This window comes from Psychromonas sp. MB-3u-54 (genome assembly GCF_002836415.1).
GTDB lineage: Bacteria > Pseudomonadota > Gammaproteobacteria > Enterobacterales > Psychromonadaceae > Psychromonas.
The window spans coordinates 1-224 of record NZ_PJBP01000076.1; the positions used below are offsets into that span (position 1 = coordinate 1).

General features: G+C 50.9%; 1 protein-coding gene. It reads right to left on the bottom strand.

The features are described 5' to 3' along the window. The coding region (locus CXF72_RS19685) for a hypothetical protein (protein WP_232784836.1) at positions 1 to 184 on the bottom strand (184 nt) is incomplete at its 3' end. Positions 185 to 224: the final 40 nt, after the last annotated feature.

Sequence of the window (224 nt, forward strand, 5' to 3'; positions counted from 1 at the left end):
TGGCGATGACCAACTCGAACATGGGGAAGGTAGACAGTATGTCGAAGATATTTCCTTTCATGTGATAGTAGGGGCGAATTTTGCGGAAGCAAAGTGTCATGAGCGGGCTAAGCTCTGCGTGCCCTGGATAATCAGGCGACAGCCTGGGTTCTCGAGCGGACGAGCTCTGCGAGTCCTGTTCCATCGCCAGTTTCTTGCACAAGCTAGGCTATTAAATCCAGAAA